Here is a 22,186-nt window from a genome sequence, read left to right as displayed (position 1 = left end):
ACTTCAGTCTTAAACTAAGAAATGTAATTGGCAATCAGGGTTAAAGGCTTTTTAAACCTTTGTTAGGGAGTGTTAAAGTCTGGGAATTATCTAATAGTTTTAGTAAAAGTTGAAATTCCGTCAACACCATGGCCGTTCAAATGCTTGATAAAAGCCGAACCGATAATTGCCCCTTTTGAGGATTTCGTAGCTTGCTCAAAAGTTTCGGAGTTACTTATTCCAAAACCAACAATTTGAGGGTTGTTCAATTTCATATCCGCAATGCGTTGGAAGTAAGCTTGCTGTTCATCGCCAAAGCCGGATTGTGCTCCTGTAACACTAGCGGAACTTACCATATAGATAAAACCGTTCGAAACCGAATCAATAAATCGAATACGTTCATCCGAAGTTTGTGGCGTAATCAAGAAAACATTTATAAGGCCGTATTTTTCAAAAGTCGCTTTGTACTCGTCATGATACACATCAACTGGTAAATCGGGTATAATAAGTCCGTCTATCCCAATTTCCTGACACTTTTTACAGAAGGCCTCAACTCCATATTGTAGCATAGGATTAAAATATCCCATGATAATTAATGGAATGGAAACAGATTCACGAATATCCTTTAATTGATCAAAAAGAATCTCGGTGGTCATACCGTTTTTAAGCGCTGCAGTGGAACTTTGTTGAATAGTGGGGCCATCTGCCAGTGGATCGCTGAAAGGAAGTCCTATTTCAATCATATCCACACCGTTTTTTTTCAACTGTTGAATAATTTTTACAGTATCACCTAATTTAGGGTAGCCTGCGGTAAAATAGATAGAAAGTAGTTTTCCGTCTTCGTTTAGTTTTTCTTTTATTCTATTAGCCATAGTTTAAAATGCTATTTCCTTTTGTAAGGATGGACAAGTTTAACCCGAATTACTTTGGATAACCTAGTCCAGATATTTTATAGATTAAAAAATTCAATGTAATTGTTGAGGTCCTTGTCACCACGACCGGACAGATTGATTACCACCACATCTTCGGGCTTGAATTTTCGGTGTTCAAGAACAGCCAATGCATGTGAAGATTCTATGGCCGGGATAATGCCTTCGGTCTTACACAACAGTAATCCTGCATTCATAGCATCCTCATCTGTAATCGATATAAATTCTCCACGGCCCGATGCAAACAAATTGGCGTGCATTGGTCCAACACCAGGGTAATCCAATCCTGCAGAAATGGAATAAGGTTCCGTAATCTGGCCATCATCGGTCTGCATCAATAAGGTTTTGCTTCCGTGAATTATGCCCACTTTTCCTAATGCCGATGTGGCGGCACTTTCACCAGTATCTATTCCTTTGCCAGCCGCTTCTACAGCTATGATACCCACTTCGGGAACATCCAGATAGTGGTAATATGCACCGGCGGCATTACTTCCTCCACCAACACAGGCCACAACGTAATCTGGATTTTCACGACCTTCTTTTTCTTTTAATTGCCATTTGATTTCTTCCGAAATAACGGATTGAAACCGGGCTACCATATCCGGGTAAGGATGTGGTCCCACAACACTACCAATAATGTAATGCGTATCTACCGGGTTGTTGATCCAATCCCGAATGGCTTCATTGGTGGCGTCTTTTAAAGTTCTGCTTCCGGAGAGTGCCGGCCTAACTTCTGCTCCTAGCATTTTCATACGGGCTACGTTGGGGGCTTGTCTGGCAATATCAATTTCGCCCATGTATACGATGCATTCAATGCCCATAAGCGCACAGACCGTTGCGGTTGCCACACCATGTTGTCCGGCACCAGTTTCGGCTATAATTCTGTTTTTGCCCAATTTCTTGGCCATAAGAATCTGACCAATAGTATTGTTGACTTTGTGTGCTCCGGTATGGCAAAGGTCTTCTCTCTTAAGGTATATTTTTGTGTTGTATTTCTTTGAAAGTCTATCCGCAAAATAAAGCGGAGTAGGGCGGCCTACATAATCTTTCAACAACTTATCAAACTCCTCCTTAAAGGAAGGTTCCTGCATAATGCGAATATAGTTCTGCCGTAGTTCTTCGGTATTAGGGTAAAGCATTTCTGGAATAAAAGCACCTCCAAACTCCCCATAATATCCTTTTTCGTCCGCTTGATACGTTTTCATATTCATTCGTATTAGGTAAATGGCATCAACAGATGTACTACTGTTTTAGGCCAAGTTCTTTTTTAAATTCTTTTACTTTCTCAACATCTTTAAGTCCCGGTTCTATCTCAAACTTACTGTTCACGTCAATAGCGTGGCAGTATTTTGCTTCGGGCCTTTTCATAAATTCCTTTAGGGAATCTATCTCGTTTGGTCCTATGCCACCACTTAGGAAATAAGGTTTGGTTGAGGGATATTCCTTAAGTACTCCCCAATCAAAAGCAAAACCGTTGCCACCCGGTAATTCTCCCTTGGTATCAAAAAGGTAGAAATCGCACACAGATTCGTACGGCTTCAAGATGTCAAAATCAAAGTTATTCTTGATCGAGAACACTTTTATAATTTGTACCTGCTTGGCTTTAGCCCTAAGTTGCGCACAGTACTCCGGACTCTCGGAACCGTGTAGTTGTACCAGTAAAAGTTCATAATCTTCAATACGGGCAACTACAGTTTCAATACTGGCGTCTACAAATACACCTACCTTTTTAACGGTATGGGGTATAGGTTTCATTGGGCCCGAAAAATGCCTTTTGGATCTGTCCCAAAAAATAAAACCAAGATAGTCCGGTTTTAGGTTGGCAATTTCAGATGTATTTTTCTTCATACCACACACCTTCAGTTTAATCGGGGCATTCTCTATGGTAGAAGGCCCGTCTTTTTTGGTCGTGTAATGATAGTCCATTTTAGTCATTGCTATTGGGTCGCAATTACGACAATTGTTTTATAAATTTCTTGGCGTGCTCACCAGGGTTGTCCGTTTTCATAAAGTTTTCACCGATTAAAAATCCTTGGTAACCGTAAGGTTTTAAATCCTTAATGGCCTCAATGGAACTGATGCCGCTTTCGGAAACCTTTACAAAATCATCCGGAATTAGTTGCGATAGTGATTTGCTGGTCTCCAAGCTTACTTCAAAGGTTTTTAGGTTTCGGTTGTTGACGCCAAGCATATCCAGGCTGGGCATAATACTTTTGTGCAATTCGGCTTCGTTGTGTACTTCCAATAACACATCTAGATCCAGACTTTTTGCCAATTCTGAAAACGTTTTTATTTCATCTTTGGACAAGATGGCCGCTATAAGAAGAATGACATCCGCTCCGTGGGCTTTGGCTTCTAAAATTTGATATTCGTTAATTATGAACTCTTTTCGCAATAAAGGCATTTGAACTGCTGCACGGGCCAATAATAAATCATCTAAAGAACCGCCAAAATATTTTCCATCTGTTAAAACGGACATGCCACAAACTCCGGCATTTTCGTATCCTGTAGCTACATCTTGAACGTTCAACCCTTGGTTGATTTCCGATTTTGACGGAGAGCGACGCTTATGTTCCGCAATGATACCGATATTGCTGTTCCGCAGTGCATTGCTCAAAGACACCGTACTGCGCGAGAACAAAACCGATTTTTCTAATTGTGAAACCGGAATAAGTGCGCTTTTAAGGTATACTTCCTTACGTTTGTCGGCTACTATTTTATCTAGAATGTTCATGCTTATGATTAGCTCTTGAATACTGTTTTAATTTTTACTCAACTCTTGCAACTTCCTTAAGGCATTTAGGCCTTTCCCGGCTAAAAGTGATTCTTTGGCTTTTTCAAAACCTTCTTTTGGAGTTAGGTTCTTTACCGTTGCAATGGCAATTCCAGCATTGGCACACACCACATTGTTCTGTGCTTCCGTACCACGGCCTTGTAGTACGTTCATAAATATCTGAGCAGAATCTTCAATGGAGTCGCCGCCCACAATCTGGGACTGCTGTATTTTTTGCACACCAAAATCTTCTGGCTTTAACATGCTTTCACTGTTGTTGGAAATGGTTTTTGTATTTCCGGTCAATGATATTTCGTCATACCCATCCAAGGCGTGGAGCACGGTAAATTTCTTATTAGTGTTTTGATAAAGGTAGCCGTACATACGGGCCAGTTCTAAATTAAAAACACCTACCATCTGATTTTTTGGGAATGCAGGATTAACCATTGGCCCTAACATGTTAAAAAACGTTTTTACTGCTAATTCCCTTCGGATAGGGCCAACATTTTTCATGGCAGGGTGAAAAAGAGGGGCGTGTAAAACACAGATACCTGCTTCTTCTATGGATTTTTTCAAGAAATCTGCCTCATTACTGAATTTTATACCAAGAAATTCCATCACATTGCTACTTCCACATTTTGATGAAACCCCGTAGTTGCCATGTTTGGTTACATGAACTCCAGCTCCTGCCGTTACAAAGGAGGCAAGGGTGGAAATGTTAAAGGTATCTTTTCCGTCTCCACCGGTTCCGCAAAGGTCAATAGGGTCGTATTCAGAAAGGTCTATTGCCATACACAGTTCCAGAAGTGCGTCACGAAACCCTTCCAGCTCATCTACCGTAATACTACGCATCATGTATACCGTTAGGAATGCGGCAATCTGACTTGTATTGTAATCTCCTTTAGCAATGTTTACCAATACTTGTTTTGCTTCTTCCTTGGGAAGAATATCGTGATTGATAAGTTTATTTAATGTTTCTTTCATGATACTGTTCTAACTACTGTTTAATAAGTTCTCAGGGAAACGGTTTTATTTAATTCTTGACCCAATTAGACAGGATTGTTTTGCCTTCTGGGGTTAAAACCGATTCTGGATGAAACTGCACTGCGGAAACGTCATAAACTTTATGACGTAAGGACATAACCTGACCGTTTCCATCAATAGAAGTGGCTTCTAGGCTTTCCGGTAAATTAGGGTCTACTACCCATGAATGGTAGCGGCCCACCAATAATTTTTTAGGAAGTCCCTTAAAATTAGGATCGTCTTTGGTCAATGTAATTTCCGTAGCAATACCGTGATACACTTCATCTAAATTAATAAGAGATCCGCCAAAAACTTCGCATATGGCCTGTTGCCCCAGACACACACCAAAAATACTCTTTGTAGGAGCGTACTTGGCAATTATCTCTTTTAAAAGCCCTGCCTCATCTGGAATACCAGGGCCTGGTGAAAGCACAATTTTATCAAAAGCTTCAACCTCCTCCAAAGTCAGTTGGTCGTTACGTTTTACAATAACCTGACAATCTAGGTCCTCTAAATAATGAACCAAATTATACGTAAAACTATCGTAGTTGTCTATTACTAAAATCTTCTTCATGGTTATATGGTTTCAGCAATTTTCAATGCCTTGGTCAATGCACCTAATTTGTTGTATGTTTCTTGAAGTTCGTCTTCCGGATCTGATGCGGCCACAAGACCTGCACCCGCCTGGTAATGCAATTGGTGATTTTTGCTTAAGAAAGTACGGATCATAATGGCATGGTTAAAATTGCCGTCAAAATCCATAAAACCAATGGCACCGCCATAGTAGCCCCTACTTGTTTTTTCATATTTTTCAATGAGTTGCATGGCCATGTGTTTTGGTGCACCGCTAAGCGTACCGGCAGGAAATGTATCTGCAACCACTTTCATGGTAGGAATGTCTTTTTTCTTTTGTCCCACTACTTTGGATACCAAATGGATTACGTGGGAAAAGAACTGAACTTCTCTATAATTGGCCACTTTTACCATGCTTCCGTTTCGGCTTAAATCATTACGGGCCAAATCTACAAGCATTACGTGTTCACTATTTTCCTTATCGTCTTCGGTAAGCTCTTTGGCCAGGATAGCATCTTGTTCATCATTACCGGTGCGTTTAAAAGTTCCCGCAATAGGGTGGATTTCAGCATTACCATCCTTTACAATAAGCTGTGCCTCCGGTGAGCTTCCAAAAATTTTAAAATCGCCATAATCAAAGTAGAATAAATAGGGAGAAGGGTTTACACTACGAAGTGCACGGTATACATTAAATTCATCTCCTTTAAAACCTTGGGAGAAACGGCGAGACAATACCAATTGAAAAACATCGCCCCGTTGGCAATGTTTCTTGGCCAACCGCACATGTTCCCTGTATTCTTCATCCTCTAGATTAGAAGTGGCTTCTCCATCCAAGGAAAAATCATAGGAGGCAAACGTACGTACGTTTAAAATGTGTGCAATTTCGGCCGTATTTTCCTCGGAGTTGTAGCAATGTGCAAAAATATAGGCCTCGTTCTTATGATGGTCTATAGCAATGATGTTTTGGTAGACCGCATAATAGATATCCGGGATGGTTACGGAGTTGTCTTTCTTATTAATTTTAACATCCTCATAATAACGTACCGCATCATAGGCCATGTAGCCAAAAATACCGTTGTTTATGAATTTGAAATCACTTTCTTCGGCCTCAAATTTTTTGCTGAAATCATGAAGTACCTTTACAACATCCGTATCCGGATTTATTTCCGTTTCGTTGGAAGTCTGATCGGGAAAACGTTCAACAATAGTTTCGTTCTCTATTTTTATAGAGGCAATAGGGTTGCAGCAGATATACGAAAAACTATTGTCCGTCGCATGATAGTCGCTACTTTCTAGCAAAATACTATTGGGAAAGCGGTCTCTAATTTTAAGATAGACGCTTACCGGCGTGATGGTATCTGCCAGAATTTTTTTGTGATAAGATTTTAATTTGTACTTCATGTTGATAGTATTCAAATGCAAAAGGCTTGTCGTGATGACAAGCCTTTATATAGTTTTACTACAATGGTGCTAGCTCACGATATCTGTCGAGAGTTGTTCCACCACCAAGTATTTGTGTTATTTCTGTTCATTGGCTCAAATATAGAAATCATTTTTAAAACCACAAACCTATTGTTTGAAAAAAACAAAACCCTGCAATCGTGTGAAAATGCAGGGCATGTATTTAAGCTTTTAAAGTAATTTAGAATTCCAAATCTACCACAAGATCAAACTCGTCATAAATAGTTTTGTCCCCTAAGTTTTCAAAGAAACTTCCAGAACCATATTTAATGTCATAAGCTGTTCTGTCTACTTTTACAGATGCAGTTGCTTTGCTACCGTAAACGGAAACGTCAAAAGTTACGGGCTTGGTGATACCTTTAATGGTCAAGTCACCAGTAACTTCATAAGCATTTTTGCCAGTAGCCTTTACATTGGTGAAAACCAATTTTGCAGCTGTGTGTTTCTCCGTAGCAAAGAAATCTGCGGATTTTAGATGTCCTTCCAATTTACCTTTGGATTCCCCTTCAAGATCAGTAGCCACAAGTGTGGTCATATCCGCTTCAAATTCACCACCGGTAAGTTTGTCGCCATCAAAAATCAAAGTTCCTGATTTAAGGTTAACGGTACCATAGTGAGACCCGGTTACCTTATAAGCTTTCCAGGTAATGGTACTGGCATTCTGTTTTTACTTCTTTTTTTTCTTCAGCTACAGGTTCTGTTGCTGTTGCTACCCCAAAGACCAAGGCAAGCGCCAAACTAAATACTCCTTTTTTCATAATTGATTTAAAATTTAATTAATAATTAGTGTTCCTATTCAAATTTATTAAGCAATGCGTTTAGTTGTTCCATTTCTTTATCCGAAATATTTTGAAGCACTTTGTCTTCCGCTCTGGACATTGAGGCGTCCATTTGTTTTAAAACCTCATGTCCCTCATCTGTTATACGTATTTCTACCTTTCTTCGGTTGGACGGGCAAACCTTTCTATCTACATATCCTTTTAGTAGTAGTTTGTCCACCAAACGTGTGGTGTTGCTCATCTTGGTTACCATACGTTCATTAAGTGTAGCCAAACTAGCGGGTTTGCCATTTTGACCTCTTAGTATCCGTAATACATTAAATTGTTGAAGTGATACACCGTAAGGTTTCAATGCCGTACTTAAGGCTTCGGTTATCATAGTATTGACCAAGAAAAGGTGAATCACCGTTCTACTTTTTAAAGGAATCTCTTTCTGGGTCTTTATAATATTTTCAACATTCATGTTATTACAACTATTGTATATACAAATGTATGTTTTGTATTTCATTTGCTGTTATATTAAATCGGTAATTTTTTGTTAAATATTTTGGGAATGCCTTTGCATCAAAATCCGTAATTTTGAATTTTAATTGATATCCGCGGTAGCGATAAAAAAAACGTTATGAATTTATCACAAGAAGAATGGGAAGAGCAACTAGAAAAGGATGATAACGCATTTGTCCTTGATGTTAGAACCCCTGAGGAAGTAGAAGAAGGGTATATACCCAACTCAACCAATATAGATTTTTATCTTGGACAGGATTTTTTGAACGAGATAGAAAAGCTGGACAAAAGCAAAAATTACTACGTGTATTGCCGTAGTGGTAATCGTAGCGGTCAGGCTTGTGCCATTATGAACAGTGTAGGTATAGAAAATGCCTATAATTTGGAAGGTGGCTTTATGAACTGGGACGGAGCTGTAGAAGGGGAATAATTTTTTTTATCCTCATAAAGTTTCAATAAAATAGAGTCCTCAATAGATGTCCGGTATGGGTGTCTTTGGGGACTTCTTGTTTCCCGTAATTTAGATTTTACATTTTTTGTCTTTACATTGTGCGTAGTAAAGCCAAACTTTTTGCCATGCGCGAAGATCTTCTTCATTTTATCTGGAAGCACAAAAAAGTACAGCCTGATCAATTGGTTACCGCCCAAGGGGAGTCTTTGACCATTTTGAATTTTGGTGCGCATAACCTATTGGCAGGGCCTGATTTCTTTAATGCCAAAATACGTATTGATGGTCAGGTTTGGGCGGGCAATGTTGAGATGCATTTAAAATCATCTGATTGGTACGCCCATGGTCATGAGGAAGATGATAACTATAATAATGTAATACTGCACGTAGTATGGGAAGATGATGCGGAGGTATTTAGAAAAGACAATAGCCTTATCCCTACCTTGGAACTCCGTAAATACATTCCGTTACAACTTTTACAATCGTATCAAAAGTTATTTGATAAAAATGAAGTCCGTTTTATTAATTGCGAGAAAGATATTGGCGATGTTGATGACTTCTTGCTGAAAAATTGGTTGGAGCGACTTTATTTTGAGCGCCTAGAGGTTAAGGCTGAATTTGTGTTTGACTTGCTAAAGAAATACAATAACGACTGGGAGCAAGTGCTGTTTACGCTGCTTTTAAAAACCTTTGGGCTTAAAATAAACGGAGCTTCATTTTTGAGTCTGGGCTCCGCGCTAGAGTTTTCTATTTTTAGAAAACAACAACAGAGTGTATTTCAGATGGAAAGTTTGTTGTTTGGTATGATGCATTTACTTGAGGATTCCAAGATTTTGGATGAACATTACATTCAACTGAAAAAGGAATATATCTATCAAAAGAAAAAGTATAATTTAAAGGATGAAAGCGTTCTAAAGCCGGAATTCTTTAAACTAAGGCCGCCTAACTTCCCTACCATTCGTTTATCGCAATTGGCCAATTTGTACGGGGCACATTCCTCATTGTTCCAAAAGGTAGTCTCGGCATCAAGTTTAGACGAGATGTATGGGTTGTTCGAAGTTTCGGCCAGTACGTATTGGAACAGTCATTATACTTTTGGAAAAGAATCAAAAAAGAAGACTAAAAAGCTTACACCTAAGTTTATAGATTTATTAGTGGTGAATGCTATTTTGCCGCTTCAATTTTGTTATGCCAAATACCAAGGCAAGGAGGTTCATGAGCGCATTATCAATATTATATCAAAAATTAAACAGGAAGAGAATACCGTAGTTCAAAATTACAGTTTACATGGGCTTGTTTCTACCAATGCACAGGAAAGTCAGGCTTTGCTTCAACTGTACAATACCTATTGCACTCAGAACAAATGTCTACAATGTGCCGTAGGTACTCATTTATTGCGCTGAAATGGTTAAATTTGAACCTGAAGGTTTTGAAAATATGCTTTGACCAGCCATACTATAAGTTTCAAACATCAATATGAACATCTTCTATAAATTACTTTATTACTTTCAAAAGCGTGGTTTTGAGGTATGCCGTAGAATAGCCGAAAGGTTGGGAATACGGGCCAGGGTAGTTCGTACATCGTTCATTTACCTAACGTTCGTAACCTTAGGTTTTGGCTTTGCTCTTTATTTGTTTCTGGCATTTTGGTTGCGCATTAAAGATTTGGTATATACCAAGCGTACTTCCGTTTTTGATTTATGAAACTGACACAATTCTTCCAGTCCAGAATGAATATTGCCTTGACGTTAATGTCAAGTGTGCTCATAGTAGGTGTTTTGGGCTATCGTTTTCTGTCTGATCTTACTTGGGTAGATGCGCTTTACATGACCATAATTACGGTTACTACAGTGGGTTTTTCCGAGGTTGGCCCAATGGATACCCCGGAAAAATTATTTACGGTAGTACTTATTATACTTAGCATTTTCATTTTTGCATTTGCCATTTCGGTCATTACCGAATATATTTTGAGCAGGAATTCGTTACAGGAATTAAAAAAGAAAAAAGTGAAGAATAAGATAGATAGTCTTTCTGACCACGTTATTGTTTGTGGTTTTGGTAGAAACGGAATGCAGGCCGTAGAGCGTTTAACGGCGTATAAGAAACCATTTGTGGTTATCGAAAGAGATAGAGAGGTTATTGAAAAGTATGATGAGGACCTCTTGTTTATAGAAGGCGATGCCAATGAAGACGAGATTTTGCAACTTGCCGGTATTGACCGTGCCCGTTATTTAATTACGGCGCTTCCGGATGATGCGGCCAACCTTTTTGTGGTGCTTTCCGCACGACAATTGAATAAATCCCTTTTTATAGTTACACGAGCATCATTGGTAACCTCACAGAAAAAATTGCTCTTGGCGGGTGCCGATAAGGTAATCATGCCGGATAAAATAGGGGGAGACCATATGGCTTCATTGATTGTAATGCCAGATTTGATAACTTTTATGGATAAGTTAGGGGTAGAAGGTGAGCATACCACTAATTTGGAAGAAGTAGCCATTGAGGATTTTAAAGGTCAGGTAGAGTGTAATTCCTTGCGGGATTTGGATCTTAGAAAACGAACGGGCTGTACTATAATAGGTTATATAGAGCCTAATGGAAATTATATCATTAACCCGGAGGCAGATTTGCAGTTACAACCTAAGAGCAAAGTTATAGTTCTAGGGAGACCTGAGCAGATACGAAAATTAAATGAAATGTTCCAAATTGGTTAGGATAGCTCTACGTTAATTGAACATTATTATTTGATTGTGTTAGTATTTTTTAAGATATTGCCGCAATTGTGTTAAAAACTAGATAAAGAACTGAACCCACAAAAATAAATATGAAGAAATTTACCTTATTGTTTTTCCTACTACTAGGTGTAGTAGCCTTTTCTCAGGAACTAGTTGTACAAGGAAAAGTTTACAATCCGTCACACCAAATAAATGACGGTGTTATAGAGGTAAATGCAACAGGAGGAACGCCTCCATATATCTACAAGTGGAGCAATCAATCTACGGCATTGTCCTCTAAGAGAGCCAGTGGATTGGTAGAAGGTATTCCGTATACAGTTACGGTTACGGATGCCGCCGGTACTTCCATTACCAAAGAATTTCAAGTTGAGACCAATGCAATAGCTGAAGTTTTTAACGGAACCATGACTCCCGCTGTAAGCGCGTTAGGTTCCGTTCTTTTTTGGGACCCTTTTGCTGCAATTGGTATTTACGACCCGGTTGTTTATGCAGATGTTAAATTGGTAGGTACGCCAGGATGGACAAATAATATTCAAAATAAGTTTGTTCTCAAAAAATGGCTAAAGGCCGAAGGGTCTAAAGTTAAAAAGGGTGATGAAATTGCTGTTGTTTCCAGTGATGATGCCCAGGATGAAATCGTTACGGCTTCGGCTAATGGCGAGTTGAAATATTTGGTGCAGGAGGGTAAAGTGATATATAATTCAGAAAATGCAAAGCATGTTATTGAGCAAGGTGCGCATTATTTGGCGGAAATAAAATATGATGAGCCATTAACTATGGTTCATCCAAACGGTGATCCTATCTCTAACGGTATACCGTTCATTGTAATTTGGTTGGTATTGGGAGCTACATTCTTTACCCTTAGAATGGGCTTTATCAATATTAAAGGCTTTAGACATTCTATTGACTTGGCCAAGGGAAAATATGATGATCCAGATGCTCCGGGTCAGGTAACACATTTTCAGGCTTTGGCAACAGCGGTTTCGGGTACGGTAGGTCTAGGTAATATTGCCGGTGTAGCCGTAGCGGTTTCACTTGGTGGTGCGGGAGCTACCTTTTGGATGATCGTATGTGGTTTGCTAGGAATGTCCTCCAAATTTGTGGAGTGTACTTTAGGCGTGAAATATAGAGATATATTACCTGATGGAAGGGTTTTTGGTGGTCCAATGAACTATTTGAGATACGGGCTGGAGAAACGTAATATGAAAGGGTTTGGTAAGATTTTAGCCGGTTTCTTTGCGGTTTTGGCCATTGGCGCTTCTTTTGGTGGTGGAAACATGTTTCAGGCCAACCAATCCTTTGAGCAATTAGCAGGTCAATTCCCTGCTTTGGTAGGCCATGGTTTTTGGTTTGGTGTATTAACGGCCATTCTTGTTGGAGTGGTGATTATTGGTGGTATAAATAGTATTGCAAAAGTTACCGGTAGGGTAGTGCCTATAATGGCTTCTATATATATCCTAGCCGCGCTTGCGGTTATAATAATGAACATACAGAATATTGGTCCTGCATTTTCGGCCATATTTGAAGGAGCGTTTAGTCCGTCTGCCTTAAAAGGTGGTATTGTAGGGGTTCTGGTCATAGGTTTCCAAAGAGCGGCTTTCTCAAATGAGGCAGGCGTTGGATCTGCTGCAATCGCGCATAGTACAGCTAAGACCAATCATCCTCCATCCGAAGGTTTCGTGGCACTTCTTGAGCCGTTTATAGATACGGTAGTGGTTTGTACGCTTACCGCTTTGGTACTTATTTTTACAGGTATGCATGAGGTGGAAGGAATGGCAGGTGCGCAATTGACCTCGGACGCTTTTGGTAGCCAAATATCTTGGTTTCCATATGTTCTGGCGTTGGCGGTATTCCTTTTCGCTTTTTCTACCATGATTTCATGGTCCTATTACGGTATGCGTGCGTGGACTTATCTTTTTGGGAAGAGTAAAAAGTCAGAGATGATTTATAAAATGCTTTTCTTGGTATTTGTGGTTATTGGTGCTTCGGTAAGTTTAGGTGCTGTACTTGATTTTTCGGATATGATGATTTTGGCAATGTCCTTTCCTAATATTATTGGTCTTTATATTATGTCCGGTGAAGTTAAGGGCGATTTGAATGCCTACTGGAAAAAATTGAAGACCAACGAGCTTTTTAAGAAACAAATGGCCGCTAAGGAATAATAGCTTTTTTGTTTCGCGGATGAAAAATTTTAAGTCCCACTTCAGGTTCAATAAACAAGAACGGAGTGGGATTTTTTATTTACTTTTTATTATTGTGGCACTTCAGGTGGCTTATTTTGTGCTTCGTTCTATAGAGCCTACCGTTAGCAATAATGCTTTTGAGGAAAATGAACAGATCCAAGATCAGATTGATAGTTTAAAGGCTCAGGAACAATTAAAGGATTCCGTTAAGATCTTTCCTTTCAACCCTAATTATATAACAGATTACAAGGGCTACGTTTTGGGATTGTCCGTAGAGGAAATAGATAGGTTGCTCCTTTTCAGGAAAGGGGGAAAGTTTGTGAACTCTGTGGAAGATTTTCAAAAGGTGACTAAAGTTTCGGATTCGGTACTGAATCTAATTTCCCCTTATTTCAAATTTCCGGAATGGACGAAAAATAAAAATAAACCTGCTTCGTCCTATACAACTAAAGATATTAGGAAGGAATCTACCCTGCAAATTTCCGATTTAAATTCAGCAACAACGGAAGAGCTTAAGAAAATCAATGGGATCGGAGAGAAACTATCCGCTAGAATCGTAAAATTTAGAGATAGGTTAGGCGGTTTTTTGGTAAATGAGCAGTTGTACGATGTTTATGGGCTAGAACCAGAAGTTGTGGAGCGTACTTTAGAGCGGTTTCAGGTGATTAAAAAACCGGTTATTGAGAAAATAAATATAAATACTGCTTCGGTAAAATCACTATCAAAATTAGTATATCTTCAAAAACACGTCGCTGAGAGTATAGTAAATTACAGAAATGTCAACGGAACTATACTTTCTTTTGATGAATTATCAAAAATAGAAGATTTTCCAATAGAGAAGATTGATAGAATTAAGTTATATTTGGCCCTATAAATTTTATGTCAATGCAAAGCATGTACTTTACGGAAGAGCATCAATTATTCAGAGAGAGTCTCCGAGATTTTTTAAAGAAAGAAGTAGTACCTCATATTGATAAGTGGGAGGCATCGGGAACCATAGAGCCTTTTATCTGGAAAAAGTTTGGTGAGATGGGCTATTTTGGTCTTGCAACGGCCGAAGCTTACGGAGGAATGGGCTTAGATCTGTTTTATACCGTTATTTTCTTGGAAGAACTACAAAGGGTGAATTCTGGCGGTTTTGCCGCTGCCATGTGGGCGCATGCATATTTGGCAATGACCCATTTGAATAAAAATGCAAATGACGACCAAAAGAAAAGATATTTGACACCCAGTGTAAATGGGGAGAAAATAGGATGCCTTGGTGTTACCGAGCCTTTTGGAGGTAGTGATGTGGCCGGTATGCGAACAACTGCCGTAAAAGAGGGTGATACTTATATCATTAATGGGTCCAAAACATTTATTACCAATGGCGTATATGGTGATTACTGTATTCTTGCGGCCAAAACAGACCCTGCTGCAGGTAATAAGGGAATAAGTATTTTTATTGTTGATTTAAAGAGTGAGGGTGTTTCCGCCAATAAACTGAATAAGCTTGGTTGGAGGGCGTCCGATACCGCCGAACTGGCTTTTGATAATGTAAAGGTGCCAGCAGAGAATCTTATGGGTGAGGAGGGAAAAGGCTTTACTTTTATAATGGAGGCTTTTGCTCTAGAGCGTTTGGTGATGGGGGTAAATGCTCATGCTAGGGCTGAGTATGCTTTGGAGTATGCCCTGCAATATATGTCTGAAAGGGAAACATTTGGAAAATCAATTAATCAATATCAAGCATTGCGCCACAGGTTTGTAGACCTTCATGCCGATATGGAATTGTGTAAACAATACAACTATGGGGTTGTTTATAAAATGGATAAGGGTGAATATGTGGTTAGGGAGGCTACTATATCTAAATTAAAATCTACTGAAATGGCCGATAAGGTGGCTTATGACTGTCTGCAGTTTTTGGGCGGTTATGGCTATATAGAAGATTATCCTATGGCACGTATGTTCAGGGACAGTCGTCTTGGGCCAATTGGTGGTGGAACGTCTGAAATACTCAAGGAGATAATTGCCAAAATCGTTATAGATAAAAAAGAATACAGAGCTCCAAAAGGGTAAGAAGCCCTTAAGTAGAAGGGTTTTCGTATTTTTCAGGGAATTGTTTCTTGGTATATTTGCAAATACGTAGTGCTCAATTGTAAATTAGTTTATATATTTGCCGCCTTAATCATAAAGAAAGGAGGTTGTAGCCAATGTTAATTATACCAGTAAAAGAAGGAGAAAACATCGATCGGGCTTTGAAACGTTTCAAGCGTAAATTCGATAAAACGGGTACGATGCGCAGATTGCGTAAGCGTCAACAATTCACAAAACCTTCCGTTGAGCGCAGAGCGCAGATACAGAAAGCAGAATACATTCAAGGTTTAAGAGATAAAGAAGAAATCTAAGAGACTTTGTTTAGTGTACAAATAGAAGAAGCCCATCATTTATGATGGGCTTTTTTTTGTTTCAATAATTTTGTCTGTCTGCGCAATCTCCTTTTTGCCGTAGCGTTGTTAGTCTTACTATTGTTAACTTCGTAATATGTCTCAGGAATCCTTTATATCATATTTAGCGTTAGAAAAGAACTATTCTGCTCATACGGTAACGGCGTATAAAAGAGATTTGGAAGCGTTTAGTGCTTTTTGTGATGAGCATTATCAAAATAAAAATATTGATGATATAGCTTACGGAATCATAAGAAGCTGGATTGTGGTTCTGGTAGATTCGGGTATTACCAATAGGTCTGTGAACCGAAAAATAGCCTCCCTAAAGGCATACTATAAATTCTTACAGAATATAGGGGAGTTGGATGTGAATCCGTTAGCTAGGCACAAAGCTTTAAAAACATCAAAAAAAATAGAAGTTCCTTTTTCTGAAACTGAAATGGATAAAATCCTTTCCCAGATTGATTTCCCGGATGATTTTGAAGGAGTTAGGAATCGTTTGATTATTGAGTTGTTCTATACTACCGGAATGCGTAGGGCGGAGCTTATCAACTTAAAGCTTGTGGATATTGATTTTTCTCAAAGGCTTTTAAAAGTTTTGGGTAAAAGAAACAAGGAGCGTATGGTGCCCCTGTTGCCTTCTGTGGTAACGCTTTTGGAAAGGTATTTAATTGAAAGGGAAACACTTGGTGAAATAACCGATAAAGCCTATGTTTTTTTGTTGAAGTCGGGCAATAAACTATATGAAAATCTTGTTTATCGATTAATAAATAAGTATTTTAGTGAGGTGTCCTCTAAGGTTAAAAAGAGTCCCCATATCTTAAGGCACACTTTCGCTACCCATCTGCTTAATAAAGGGGCAGATATGAATTCGGTAAAAGAGCTGTTGGGGCATGCAAGTTTAGCATCTACCCAAGTGTATACACACAATAGCATTGCTGAATTAAAAAAGGTACACGCAAATGCCCATCCAAGAAGTAAGGGGTAGCAGCACTATTTTACATTACATTGTTTAACTTAAAAATTATAACCTATGAAAGTAAATGCGCAATCAGTCAATTTTAATGCGGATAGAACGCTTATAGACTTTTTACAAAACAGATTGGATAAGCTTGAGACCTTTTATGATAAGGTAATTAGCGCAGACGTGTACTTGAAAGTCGAAAACACGAGTTCAAAGGAAAATAAAATAGTGGAGATTAAATTGAACATCCCCGGAGATAAATTCATGATAAAAAAGCAATGTAAGAAATTTGAGGAGGCAGTTGACTCCGCTTGTAACTCCTTGGAAAGGAAGCTGATAAAACACAAAGAAAAATCTCGTGTTCAAGCATGATAAAATTTTTTCGAATTTTGTTTTGAATAAACAAAAAAACGTATACATTTGCAGTCCGTTAGAAATAGCGGACTTTTTTATGCCGAAAATAGCATAGAAAGGCCGATGTAGCTCAGCTGGCTAGAGCAGCTGATTTGTAATCAGCAGGTCGTGGGTTCGAGTCCCTCCATCGGCTCTAAAAGTTCTTTAAAAAATTGGTTTGGGGAGATACTCAAGCGGCCAACGAGGGCAGACTGTAAATCTGCTGACTACGTCTTCGCAGGTTCGAATCCTGCTCTCCCCACTTTTTTTAGAAAACCCGTTTTTCGGGTATTGAAATATTGGATTATTATAATTGCGGGAGTAGCTCAGTTGGTAGAGCGTCAGCCTTCCAAGCTGAATGTCGCCGGTTCGAACCCGGTCTCCCGCTCTAATAGCCAAGGTAATGTTTGTGGTTTCAAAATCTACAGCGTTGAACCTTGAACCTTGAACCTAATAAGCCGACGTAGCTCAGGGGTAGAGCGTTTCCTTGGTAAGGAAGAGGTCACGGGTTCAATTCCCGTCGTTGGCTCAATAAAGGCATTATTTGTACACTAATATATAACTAAGATTAAAATTCATTAAAAATGGCAAAGGAAACTTTTGATCGTTCCAAACCGCACTTGAATATAGGTACTATTGGACACGTAGATCACGGTAAAACAACATTGACTGCTGCTATTACTACAGTATTGGCAAATGCAGGTTTGTCTGAGCTTAGAAGCTTTGACTCTATTGACAACGCTCCTGAGGAAAAAGAGAGAGGTATTACTATTAACACTTCTCACGTTGAGTATCAAACAGCTAACCGTCACTACGCTCACGTTGACTGTCCTGGTCACGCCGATTACGTAAAGAACATGGTTACTGGTGCTGCTCAAATGGACGGTGCTATTCTTGTTGTTGCTGCTACTGATGGTCCTATGCCACAAACACGTGAGCACATCCTTTTAGGACGTCAGGTTGGTATTCCAAGAATCGTTGTTTTCTTGAACAAAGTTGACATGGTTGATGATGAGGAGCTTTTAGAGCTTGTTGAGATGGAAGTAAGAGAATTGCTTTCTTTCTACGAGTATGATGGTGATAACGGTCCTGTAATTTCTGGTTCTGCCTTAGGTGCACTTAACGGTGAGCAAAAATGGGTTGATACTGTAATGGAATTGATGGAAGCTGTTGATAGCTGGATCGAATTGCCTGCTAGAGATGTTGATAAAGATTTCTTGATGCCTGTTGAAGATGTATTTACGATTACTGGTCGTGGTACTGTTGCTACTGGTCGTATTGAGACTGGTGTAGCTAATACTGGTGATCCAGTTGAGATTATTGGTATGGGAGCTGAGAAATTGACTTCTACTATCACTGGTGTTGAGATGTTCCGTAAGATATTGGATAGAGGTGAAGCTGGAGATAACGTAGGTATCTTGTTAAGAGGTATTGAAAAAGCTCAGATTAGCAGAGGTATGGTTATTTGTAAGCCAGGTTCTGTTAAACCACACGCTAAGTTTGAGGCTGAGGTTTATGTTCTTAAGAAAGAAGAAGGTGGTCGTCACACACCATTCCACAATAACTACCGTCCACAGTTCTACGTAAGAACTACTGATGTAACTGGTAACATTTCTTTGCCTTCAGGTGTTGAGATGGTTATGCCTGGTGATAACCTTACTATTACAGTAGAGCTTATTCAGCCTATTGCTCTTAGTGTAGGTCTACGTTTCGCTATCCGTGAGGGTGGTAGAACAGTAGGTGCCGGTCAGGTTACTAAGATTATAGACTAATTTAGTATTATAGGATAATGTATTTTAAGGGTGTTCTGCTTTAGTGGGACACCTTTAAATGCAATTATAAACGGGTGTAGCTCAGTTGGTAGAGCACTGGTCTCCAAAACCAGGTGTCGGGAGTTCGAGTCTCTCCTCCCGTGCGAATTTAAGTAAGAATCATTATGTTAACGTATATAAAAGAATCTATAGAGGAGCTTCGTAACAATGTTACTTTGCCTTCAAGAGCCGAATCATCCAATCTTATGGTTGTGGTTGCGGTATTTTCTATTTTGTTCGCCTTGGCAACTTGGGGGGTAGATAGTGCATTCAGCAAATTGGTTCGTTTGTATTTCGATAACATCTTAAACTAGTCGATCGCTATGTCAGAAGTATTGGAAAAGAAATGGTACGTAGTGAGAGCTGTCAGTGGGCAAGAGAATAAAATCAAAGGCTATATTGAAAGTGAGGTAGAGCGCCATGGTTTTTCTGATTATTTAGAAGATGTGCTTGTTCCTACGGAAAAAGTGATTCAGATTAGAAATGGAAAAAAAATCAATAAAGAAAGGGTTTATTTTCCGGGATATATAATGATTAAGGCCAATTTAGGTGGTGAAATGATTCACATTATACGTTCTATTACGAACGTAATCGGTTTCTTAGGGGAAACAAAAGGAGGTGATCCTGTTCCGTTAAGAAAGACCGAAGTGAACAGAATGTTAGGTAAGGTAGATGAGTTGGCTGTTAATACAGATACGGTAGCTATACCTTTCACGCATGGTGAAACGGTTAAGGTTATTGATGGTCCGTTTAACGGATTTAACGGTACAGTTGAAAAAATCAACGAAGAGAAGCGTAAGCTTGAGGTAATGGTTAAGATTTTCGGAAGAAAAACACCATTGGAATTAAGTTATATGCAAGTAGAGAAAGTATAAGTTAAGTGTTACATATTTAAAGTTGTGTTGCTTCCAATTTGATACAGCTTAAATTTAATTTTAAACAATGGCAAAAGAAATAGGTAAAGTAGTTAAACTACAAGTTAGGGGAGGTGCAGCGAATCCGTCGCCACCGGTTGGACCCGCCTTAGGTGCTGCCGGTGTTAACATCATGGAGTTCTGTAAGCAGTTCAATGCTCGTACGCAGGACAAACAGGGTAAGGTATTACCTGTTGTTATCACCGTATATAAGGACAAGTCTTTTGACTTCGTCGTTAAAACACCACCAGCGGCAGTTCAGCTATTGGAAGCGGCTAAGATTAAAAAAGGATCAGGTGAGCCTAATCGTGTAAAATCTGGTAATGTTACTTGGGATCAAGTTAAAGCAATTGCCGAGGACAAAATGGTAGACCTTAATGCGTTTACGGTAGAATCTGCAATGAGCATGATAGCCGGTACTGCAAGGTCTATGGGTCTTAAAGTTGCAGGTAAGCGACCTTTCTAAAATCTTAAAAGCAATTTGAAATGGCAAAATTAACTAAGAAACAAAAAGAGGCCCACGCCAAGATAGATAAAGATAAACTTTATTCTGTAGGTGAAGGTGCAGCTTTAATAAAAGAGATTACCAATACAAAATTTGATGCGTCTGTAGATTTGGCTGTGCGTTTGGGTGTAGATCCAAGAAAAGCGAACCAAATGGTACGTGGGGTTGTAACACTTCCTCATGGTACTGGTAAAGATGTTAAAGTTTTGGCTTTGGTAACACCAGATAAAGAAGCGGAGGCTACTGAGGCCGGTGCTGACTTTGTGGGATTAGATGAGTATTTGGATAAAATTAAAGGCGGTTGGACAGATGTTGATGTTATCATCACTATGCCAAGCGTTATGGGTAAATTAGGTCCTTTAGGTAGAGTTTTAGGTCCAAGAGGTCTTATGCCTAATCCAAAGACGGGAACAGTTACTATGGATGTTGCGAAAGCTGTATCTGATGTAAAGGCTGGTAAAATTGACTTTAAAGTTGATAAAACAGGTATCGTTCATGCTGCTGTAGGGAAAGCTTCTTTCTCTGCGGATAAATTGGAAGAAAACGCTAGAGAGTTGTTAGATACTCTAGTAAAGATGAAACCTGCAGCTGCTAAAGGTGTTTACATGAAAAGTATTTTCATGTCAAGTACCATGAGCCCAAGTGTTCAGTTAGATCCAAAGACCGTTTAATCGAACTGGGTAGTTCAAAATTTACAGTATGACAAGAGAAGAAAAAGCAAACGTAATACAGGATTTGACTTCACAGTTGGCCGAAAATTCAACTATTTATTTAGCTGATATATCAGGTTTGAACGCAACGCAAACTTCAGATTTGAGAAGAGCTTGTTTCAAAGCTGACGTAAAATTGGCAGTAGTCAAAAATACATTGCTTGCAAAAGCAATGGAAGCTTCCGAAAGAGAATTTGGTGAACTTCCCGGAGTGCTTAAGGGCAATACTTCGTTAATGTTCTCCGAAGTAGGTAACGTTCCAGCAAAACTTATAAAGACTTTTAGAAAGAAGTCAAACAAGCCTTTGTTGAAAGGAGCCTATGTTGAGGAATCAGTATATATTGGTGATGAGAATTTGGATGCGCTTGTAAGCATCAAGTCTAAAGAAGAAATGATCGGTGAGGTTATTGGATTGTTACAATCCCCAGCCAAAAACGTTATTTCTGGACTTAAATCTGGCGGTGGTAAACTGGCAGGTATCCTTAAAACATTATCAGAAAGATAAGAACGCACTAGTAAACTAAGTATATTTTAAAAATTTATTAAACGATAGTAAAAATGGCAGATTTAAAAGATTTCGCAGAACAGTTGGTTAACTTGACCGTAAAAGAGGTAAACGAGTTGGCTGATATATTGAAAGAAGAGTACGGTATTGAGCCTGCAGCTGCAGCTGTAGCTGTTGCCGCTGGTGGTGGTGGTGAAGCCGCTGAAGCCGCTGAAGAAAAGTCAGAATTTGACGTAATCTTGAAAGCAGCAGGTGGTTCTAAACTAGCTGTAGTTAAATTGGTTAAAGAATTAACTGGTCTTGGATTGAAAGATGCTAAAGACATCGTAGATAGCGCACCTAAAGCTGTAAAAGAAGGTGTTTCTAAAGACGAAGCTGAAGGAATCAAAAAATCTTTGGAAGAAGCAGGAGCAGAAGTTGAGCTTAAATAGTATCAGCAACCATAACAATTTGGTTTAGGTCTTTCTTCGCTTATGGCGGAGCTAGACCTAAGCCTTTTTATACAAGTAAGACCCACGTATATGAAGAAGTATACGACCCCTTTTTAGTATTCACGTTCAAAATACTGTCCATA

Annotated in this window: 25 protein-coding genes, 5 tRNA genes and 1 pseudogene; 22 read left to right on the top strand and 9 right to left on the bottom strand. The window is 39.1% G+C overall.

Annotated elements, in window-relative coordinates:
- Positions 1–86: 86 nt before the first annotated feature.
- The 9 genes and pseudogenes from trpA to SJY45_RS08375 form a co-directional block, all read right to left on the bottom strand.
- Positions 87–851 (bottom strand): tryptophan synthase subunit alpha, encoded by a 765-nt coding sequence (trpA, locus tag SJY45_RS08415; RefSeq protein WP_400074049.1) that lies wholly within the window; start codon positions 849–851, stop codon positions 87–89.
- A 77-nt stretch (positions 852–928) separates the two neighbouring features.
- Positions 929–2,113, bottom strand: a complete 1,185-nt coding sequence (gene trpB, locus SJY45_RS08410; RefSeq protein WP_400074047.1) for a tryptophan synthase subunit beta — start codon at positions 2,111–2,113, stop codon at positions 929–931.
- Positions 2,114–2,150: 37 nt separating this feature from the next.
- On the bottom strand, positions 2,151–2,834 hold the full coding sequence (locus tag SJY45_RS08405) for a phosphoribosylanthranilate isomerase (RefSeq protein ID WP_400074321.1): 684 nt from the start codon (positions 2,832–2,834) through the stop codon (positions 2,151–2,153).
- A 25-nt stretch (positions 2,835–2,859) separates the two neighbouring features.
- Positions 2,860–3,642, bottom strand: a complete 783-nt coding sequence (trpC, locus tag SJY45_RS08400; RefSeq protein WP_400074045.1) for an indole-3-glycerol phosphate synthase TrpC — start codon at positions 3,640–3,642, stop codon at positions 2,860–2,862.
- Between the two features lie 27 nt (positions 3,643–3,669).
- Positions 3,670–4,665, bottom strand: coding sequence for an anthranilate phosphoribosyltransferase (gene trpD / locus SJY45_RS08395; protein WP_289041007.1), 996 nt, complete (start codon positions 4,663–4,665; stop codon positions 3,670–3,672).
- A 49-nt stretch (positions 4,666–4,714) separates the two neighbouring features.
- Positions 4,715–5,278, bottom strand: coding sequence for an aminodeoxychorismate/anthranilate synthase component II (locus tag SJY45_RS08390; RefSeq protein ID WP_215441904.1), 564 nt, complete (start codon positions 5,276–5,278; stop codon positions 4,715–4,717).
- A 2-nt stretch (positions 5,279–5,280) separates the two neighbouring features.
- The gene (locus SJY45_RS08385) at positions 5,281–6,678 is read right to left on the bottom strand and encodes an anthranilate synthase component I family protein (RefSeq protein WP_400074043.1); all 1,398 of its coding nucleotides are present in this window, start codon (positions 6,676–6,678) and stop codon (positions 5,281–5,283) included.
- A 241-nt stretch (positions 6,679–6,919) separates the two neighbouring features.
- Positions 6,920–7,496 (bottom strand): annotated as a pseudogene (locus SJY45_RS08380) (YceI family protein).
- 34 nt (positions 7,497–7,530) lie between these two features.
- Positions 7,531–7,980, bottom strand: a complete 450-nt coding sequence (locus tag SJY45_RS08375) for a MarR family winged helix-turn-helix transcriptional regulator (RefSeq protein WP_400074319.1) — start codon at positions 7,978–7,980, stop codon at positions 7,531–7,533.
- 159 nt (positions 7,981–8,139) lie between these two features.
- Here SJY45_RS08375 and SJY45_RS08370 point away from each other — a divergent pair, with 159 nt between their 5' ends.
- The 22 genes from SJY45_RS08370 to rplL all read left to right on the top strand — a co-directional run bounded on the left by SJY45_RS08370 (position 8,140) and on the right by rplL (position 22,043).
- Positions 8,140–8,451: a rhodanese-like domain-containing protein gene (locus SJY45_RS08370; RefSeq protein ID WP_215441901.1), complete on the top strand. Its 312-nt coding sequence runs from the start codon at positions 8,140–8,142 to the stop codon at positions 8,449–8,451.
- Between the two features lie 146 nt (positions 8,452–8,597).
- Complete coding sequence (locus SJY45_RS08365) at positions 8,598–9,872, top strand: DUF2851 family protein (RefSeq protein WP_400074041.1); 1,275 nt, start codon at positions 8,598–8,600, stop codon at positions 9,870–9,872.
- 73 nt (positions 9,873–9,945) lie between these two features.
- Positions 9,946–10,173 carry a PspC domain-containing protein gene (locus SJY45_RS08360; RefSeq protein WP_038234885.1) on the top strand — a complete coding sequence of 76 codons (228 nt, stop codon included), beginning with the start codon at positions 9,946–9,948 and terminating at the stop codon, positions 10,171–10,173.
- Entirely contained in the window at positions 10,170–11,183 is a 1,014-nt protein-coding gene (locus SJY45_RS08355) for a potassium channel family protein (protein ID WP_400074039.1), read from the top strand. Before SJY45_RS08360 ends, SJY45_RS08355 begins: the two co-directional genes overlap by 4 nt.
- 110 nt (positions 11,184–11,293) lie before the next feature.
- A complete protein-coding gene (locus SJY45_RS08350; protein WP_400074037.1) occupies positions 11,294–13,366 on the top strand; it encodes an amino acid carrier protein in 2,073 nt (690 codons plus the stop codon).
- A gap of 94 nt (positions 13,367–13,460) precedes the next feature.
- Positions 13,461–14,261: a ComEA family DNA-binding protein gene (locus tag SJY45_RS08345; RefSeq protein WP_400074036.1), complete on the top strand. Its 801-nt coding sequence runs from the start codon at positions 13,461–13,463 to the stop codon at positions 14,259–14,261.
- Positions 14,262–14,272: 11 nt separating this feature from the next.
- Complete coding sequence (locus tag SJY45_RS08340; protein WP_400074034.1) at positions 14,273–15,442, top strand: acyl-CoA dehydrogenase family protein; 1,170 nt, start codon at positions 14,273–14,275, stop codon at positions 15,440–15,442.
- Between the two features lie 134 nt (positions 15,443–15,576).
- Positions 15,577–15,771: a 30S ribosomal protein S21 gene (gene rpsU, locus SJY45_RS08335; RefSeq protein ID WP_038234876.1), complete on the top strand. Its 195-nt coding sequence runs from the start codon at positions 15,577–15,579 to the stop codon at positions 15,769–15,771.
- 136 nt (positions 15,772–15,907) lie between these two features.
- The gene (locus SJY45_RS08330; RefSeq protein WP_400074032.1) at positions 15,908–16,798 is read left to right on the top strand and encodes a tyrosine-type recombinase/integrase; all 891 of its coding nucleotides are present in this window, start codon (positions 15,908–15,910) and stop codon (positions 16,796–16,798) included.
- Positions 16,799–16,843: 45 nt separating this feature from the next.
- Positions 16,844–17,146 carry a ribosome hibernation-promoting factor, HPF/YfiA family gene (gene hpf / locus SJY45_RS08325; protein WP_215441895.1) on the top strand — a complete coding sequence of 101 codons (303 nt, stop codon included), beginning with the start codon at positions 16,844–16,846 and terminating at the stop codon, positions 17,144–17,146.
- A gap of 101 nt (positions 17,147–17,247) precedes the next feature.
- Positions 17,248–17,321: transfer RNA gene (locus SJY45_RS08320), tRNA-Thr, on the top strand.
- A 26-nt stretch (positions 17,322–17,347) separates the two neighbouring features.
- A tRNA-Tyr gene (locus SJY45_RS08315) sits at positions 17,348–17,429 on the top strand.
- A 53-nt stretch (positions 17,430–17,482) separates the two neighbouring features.
- Positions 17,483–17,555 (top strand) — tRNA-Gly (locus SJY45_RS08310).
- Between the two features lie 69 nt (positions 17,556–17,624).
- Positions 17,625–17,696 (top strand) — tRNA-Thr (locus SJY45_RS08305).
- A gap of 55 nt (positions 17,697–17,751) precedes the next feature.
- On the top strand, positions 17,752–18,939 hold the full coding sequence (tuf, locus tag SJY45_RS08300; protein ID WP_215441894.1) for an elongation factor Tu: 1,188 nt from the start codon (positions 17,752–17,754) through the stop codon (positions 18,937–18,939).
- 70 nt (positions 18,940–19,009) lie between these two features.
- A tRNA-Trp gene (locus SJY45_RS08295) sits at positions 19,010–19,082 on the top strand.
- Between the two features lie 21 nt (positions 19,083–19,103).
- Positions 19,104–19,292: a preprotein translocase subunit SecE gene (gene secE, locus SJY45_RS08290; RefSeq protein WP_194526328.1), complete on the top strand. Its 189-nt coding sequence runs from the start codon at positions 19,104–19,106 to the stop codon at positions 19,290–19,292.
- A 9-nt stretch (positions 19,293–19,301) separates the two neighbouring features.
- The gene (nusG, locus tag SJY45_RS08285) at positions 19,302–19,853 is read left to right on the top strand and encodes a transcription termination/antitermination protein NusG (protein ID WP_038234863.1); all 552 of its coding nucleotides are present in this window, start codon (positions 19,302–19,304) and stop codon (positions 19,851–19,853) included.
- A 67-nt stretch (positions 19,854–19,920) separates the two neighbouring features.
- Positions 19,921–20,358, top strand: coding sequence for a 50S ribosomal protein L11 (gene rplK / locus SJY45_RS08280; protein ID WP_215441893.1), 438 nt, complete (start codon positions 19,921–19,923; stop codon positions 20,356–20,358).
- A gap of 20 nt (positions 20,359–20,378) precedes the next feature.
- Positions 20,379–21,068 carry a 50S ribosomal protein L1 gene (gene rplA / locus SJY45_RS08275; RefSeq protein WP_215441892.1) on the top strand — a complete coding sequence of 230 codons (690 nt, stop codon included), beginning with the start codon at positions 20,379–20,381 and terminating at the stop codon, positions 21,066–21,068.
- Between the two features lie 28 nt (positions 21,069–21,096).
- Positions 21,097–21,612: a 50S ribosomal protein L10 gene (rplJ, locus tag SJY45_RS08270; RefSeq protein WP_215441891.1), complete on the top strand. Its 516-nt coding sequence runs from the start codon at positions 21,097–21,099 to the stop codon at positions 21,610–21,612.
- A gap of 53 nt (positions 21,613–21,665) precedes the next feature.
- Entirely contained in the window at positions 21,666–22,043 is a 378-nt protein-coding gene (rplL, locus tag SJY45_RS08265) for a 50S ribosomal protein L7/L12 (RefSeq protein WP_215441890.1), read from the top strand.
- Positions 22,044–22,186: the final 143 nt, after the last annotated feature.

The sequence above is a fragment of the Zobellia russellii genome (assembly GCF_044597075.1).
In the GTDB taxonomy this organism is placed as follows: Bacteria; Bacteroidota; Bacteroidia; order Flavobacteriales; family Flavobacteriaceae; genus Zobellia; species Zobellia russellii.
The sequence above is the reverse complement of the archived record's forward strand: the minus strand, read 5'-3'. Positions and strand labels throughout refer to the sequence as shown.